The 4,488-nt window shown below is 70.7% G+C and carries 2 protein-coding genes; both read left to right on the top strand.

Going from position 1 to position 4,488, the window contains the following annotated elements:
* Positions 1 to 416: 416 nt before the first annotated feature.
* On the top strand, positions 417 to 1,490 hold the full coding sequence (locus JF597_RS51590) for a LacI family DNA-binding transcriptional regulator (RefSeq protein ID WP_294013577.1): 1,074 nt from the start codon (positions 417 to 419) through the stop codon (positions 1,488 to 1,490).
* Positions 1,491 to 1,641: 151 nt separating this feature from the next.
* Positions 1,642 to 4,308 (top strand): family 78 glycoside hydrolase catalytic domain, encoded by a 2,667-nt coding sequence (locus tag JF597_RS51585; protein WP_294013572.1) that lies wholly within the window; start codon positions 1,642 to 1,644, stop codon positions 4,306 to 4,308.
* Positions 4,309 to 4,488: the final 180 nt, after the last annotated feature.

Genomic DNA, 4,488 nt, shown 5'->3' with positions numbered 1-4,488 from the left:
TCATCGCGAGTCCTCCTCCATGGGTCGGTGACGATGGTGTCGAGGCGCCGGACAATCGAGACCGGCGGGATCTGCAGGTCCTTGAGCAGGGCGACCCGGCCAGAAGGCGGGCTGCTGCCGCAGAGGAAGATCGGGGCGGGTGCCAGATGCTCACCGTGCTGCCCGAGTTCGCATGGGGTCGCGCCTGTCGGAAGTACTCCGAAAATTTGTGACCCAGCAGCTCGAAATTGCTTTCCGTGATTCCTGCTGACCGTGAACGCTAAGCATGTCAATGACCTTCGTCAACCCCCTGTGTCGACCTTGTTTCGACTGGGTTTTCTCGGCTGAAGGACTCGAAAGGTCTACGAAAATTATTTCGGTGCTAGTGTGTTCAGGACGAGGAACGCTCAGACCGGCACTGTCGCCAAAGGGGACTCATGGCATCCGTTTCCAACCGCGTGACATTGGCGCAGATCGCCGAGTACGCCGGCGTCTCGGTCGCCACCGTCTCCAAGGTCGTCAACGGGCGCCCTGATGTCGCCCAACAGACGCGGGACGTGGTGCTGGAGCTGATGCGCCAGCACAACTACGGCGGGAACCGGGACGACCTGCGCTCACACCCCACCGTCGAGCTGTTCTTCGGCTTCGAGGAGTTGAGCATCTACTGCACCGCCATGGTCCAGGCCGTGGTGGATGCCGGGGCCCGGGAGGGCGTCGGCGTGGTGGTCAGCAGACGGAGCGATCGTGATCCCGCTGCCGACCCCGCCGGTTGGGCGCACAATCTGGCCGCTGCCGGACGGCGCGCGGTCATCGCCGTCACCGCCAACACCTTGTCCCCTCCGATGGTCGAAGCCCTGAGCCGGGTTCGCCTGCCGCTCGTGCTGCTCGACCCGGAGGTGCCCGACCCTTCGATCGTCAGCGTCGGTTCGACCTACTTCGCCGGTGGCCGTGCCGCCACCACACATCTGCTCTCCCTCGGCCACCACCGCATCGCCTACCTCGGCGGCAAGGAGGGCGCCAGCTCCAACCAGGCCCGCCTGCACGGATTCCGCAGCGCCATGGAGGCGGCCGGCGTTCCCGTACTGGCCGACCTGGTCCGGCACGCCGGCAGTTTCCACACCGCGGAGGGCGTCGAGCACGGCAAGCGGCTGCTGGCCGCGGACCCCGCACCGACCGCGGTGTTCGCCGCCTGCGACGAGTTGGCCGCCGGGGTCATCGAGGCCGCCCGGCTGCGTGGCCTGCGTGTCCCCAAGGACCTCAGCGTCGTCGGCTTCGACGACACGCCGCTGGCCCGGGTCACCTCGCCGCCGCTGAGCACCGTCCACCAACCCATCAACGAGATGGGTGCCGTTGCCGTGCGGACCGCTCTTCGTCTGGCCTCCGCCGCGGAGATCGATTCCCACCACGTCGAGCTGGCCACGAGGCTGGTGCTCCGGGACTCGACCGGACCGGTCCCCACCGAGACCGACCCCGACGGCGCCGGGCAGACCGACACCGGTGCCGCCGTCTGACCTCATCCGGCACACACGCCTGACCGTCCGAAGACGCGGCGGCGACCCCGGCTGCCGCACGCCCTCGCGGGCCCAGAGCGCCCCGCGCACGCTCCTCCGGCACCGGCAGTGAACAACCGATACCCACAGGGAAGGGGAGGCGAGGACATCCATGGCCATGCTCGCTCCGTACGACCTCACGATCGACTTCGGCGGCGACCAGTTCCCGGTCTCGGGAAGCCGCCCGCGACTGTCGTGGAAGCCTCCGGGTGGCATACCCACGCGTGCAGGCCACGAGCTGGAGATCCACGTCGACGGACGTCCGCCGCAGACGGCGCACGTCGACGACCACCTGTTCGTCGACTGGCCGACCCGCCCGCTGGGCAGTGGTGAGCGCGTGCGATGGCGCGTCCGAACGCACGCGGACGTGGAGAGCTCGCAGTGGAGCGCATGGCACGTCTTCGAGGCCGGGCTCCTCGACGAGGACTGGACGGCACACTGGATCACGCCCGCGGACGATCCCGAGGACGCGCGCCGCCGGCCCGGGACCCGCCCCACGCACGTCCTGCGCTCCACCTTCACCACCGCCGAGCTGGTCCGCGCCCGGCTGTACGCCACGGCCCTGGGCGTGTACGAGGCGTTCGTCAACGACGAGCGCGCGGGCACCGTCGAACTCTCCCCCGGGTCGACCTCGTACGACCGCACGCTGTACGCCCAGGCCGCCGACGTCACCGCGTCCGTTCGCCCCGGCGTCAACACCGTCGAGATCGTGCTGTCCGACGGCTGGTACCGCGGCCAGGTCGGCGCCTTCCGCAAACCGGCGGGCTGGGGGGAACTCCTCGCCGCCCGGCTGGAGTTGCATCTGGAGTACGCCGACGGGACGCGCAGGGTCGTACGCACCGACGAGCACTGGACCTCCGCCCGGGGCCCCGTGACCCGCGCCGACCTGAGGGACGGCCAGATCACCGACTTCCTCGCCCCCCGAGGCCCTGAGCGGCCCGTCCTCGTCGACGCCGTCACCGCGCCCCCCGTCGACTGGTCCCCTGCCCCGCCCGTGCGCCGCGTCGAGGACCGCCCCGTCGTCTCGCTCACCCGCCTGCCGGACGGCGCCTGGATCGCCGACTTCGGCCAGAACGCCTCCGGCTGGCTCGTCCTCACCGACCTCGGACCGGCCGGCACCCGGACCGTGATCGACCACGGCGAGCACCTCGACTCCGCCACCGGGGATCTGACCACCTCCCATCTGGACATCCAGCGCCCCGGCGATCCGGTGACCGTCTTCGTCCAACGCGACGAGGTCGTCTCCTCCGGGGCCCCGGAGGAGACCTTCGAACCCCGCCACACCGTGCACGGGTTCCGGTACGCCAGGCTGGAGCGCGGCGACGTCCCGCTGGACGCCGCCGGCCTCACCATGCGGGTGGTCCACACCGACCTGCGGCCCGCCGGCACCTTCGCCTGCGCCAACGAGGACCTCAACCGTCTGCACGAGGTCGTCCGCTGGAGCTTCCGCGGCAACGCCGTGGACGTGCCCACCGACTGCCCCACCCGCGAGTGCATCGGCTGGACCGGCGACTATCAGGTCTTCGCGCCCAGCGCTGCCCGCCTCTACGACGTGTCCGGCTTCAGCCGCAAGTGGCTCCGCTCGGTCCGCGACGACCAACTCGACGACGGTCGCATCGCCAACTTCTCCCCCGACGGTCGGCGCGCCAAGCTCCGCACCGACCAGCGGCTGGACATGATGACGGGCTCCGCCGGCTGGGGCGACGCCATCGTGCTGGTGCCCTGGGTGCTGTACGAGACCTACGGCGACAGCCGGGTGCTCGCCGAGAACTGGGACGCCATGGTCCGCTGGGTCGAATGGGCACTGACCACCGCCCGCACCGCCCGCCACCCCTCCCGAGTGGCCCGCTCGGCCCAGCCCCTACCCCACGAGGAGTTCGTCTGGGACGGCTCCTTCCACTGGGGCGAGTGGGCCGAGCCGAAAGCCCGCGCCGAGGACGGCTCGCCGGTCGAGCCGGTGGAGGACGGCCCGGAGGGCTGGATGAGCACCGACAAGGGCGAGGTGGGAACGGCCTTCCTGCACCGCTCCACCTCCATCCTCGCCGAGGTGGCCGCCCTCTTGGGGCGCGACGCCGAGGCCGCCCGCTACACGGAGTTGGCGCAGCAGATCAAGGACGCCTGGCGCACGGAGTTCCTCGACGACACCGGCCGGACCACCACCGACAGCCAGGCCTCCTACGTCCGCGCCCTCACCTTCGGACTGGTGCCCGAGAAGCTGCGTGACGCGGCCGTCGAGCGTCTGGTGGCCCTCATCCGCGCGGCCGGGACGCACCTGGGCACCGGCTTCCTCTCCACCGCCGACCTGCTGCCCCTGCTCGCCGACACCGGCCATGCCGACCTCGCCTACGAGGTACTGCTGCAACGCACCGCGCCTTCCTGGCTCGCCATGCTCGACCGCGGCGCCACCACCATGTGGGAGGACTGGGAGGGCGTCGACGAGAACGGCGACGCGCACGACTCGCTCAACCACTACAGCAAAGGCGCCGTCGTCAACTTCCTGCACACCCACACTCTCGGACTGCGGCAGGCCGAGGGCTCGGTGGCCTGGGAGTCGTTCGTCGTCGCGCCCGTGCTCCATGCGTCGGTCGGCTGGGCGCGCGGGACCTTCGAGGGCCCACGGGGGACCATCGCGGTCGAGTGGCGCACCGAGGGCGACGAACTGCACGTCACCGTCGACGTCCCTCCCGCCTCCACCGCCACCGTCGTCTTCCCCGGGGGTGAGGAACTGGCGGCGGGTCCCGGCCGGTTCACGGCGTGGCGGACCGTGAAAGCGCGGTGAAGGCAAGCGCGGGTATCGGGGTGAGCGCCGGACGGCGAAAGGGAAGGTGCTCCGATCCCCTCTGTCGCTCTTCAGCCCCGCGAACACTGATCACACCGGCGCCGCACCCCGCGTGTACTGGATGCACGGCGGCGGGAAACATTGGGCGGCCGCTGCTCGCGGATCGACCGCGCCCGGCTC

The sequence above is a fragment of the Streptomyces sp. genome, assembly GCF_019510245.1.
GTDB lineage: Bacteria > Actinomycetota > Actinomycetes > Streptomycetales > Streptomycetaceae > Streptomyces.
The sequence above is the reverse complement of the archived record's forward strand: the minus strand, read 5'-3'. Positions and strand labels throughout refer to the sequence as shown.

What these genes read in the sequence shown, in the direction of transcription:
- JF597_RS51590 (WP_294013577.1), top strand. Translation starts at nt 417, where the DNA reads ATGGCATCCGTTTCCAACCGCGTGACATTGGCGCAGATCGCCGAGTAC.
- JF597_RS51585 (WP_294013572.1), top strand. Translation starts at nt 1,642, where the DNA reads ATGGCCATGCTCGCTCCGTACGACCTCACGATCGACTTCGGCGGCGAC.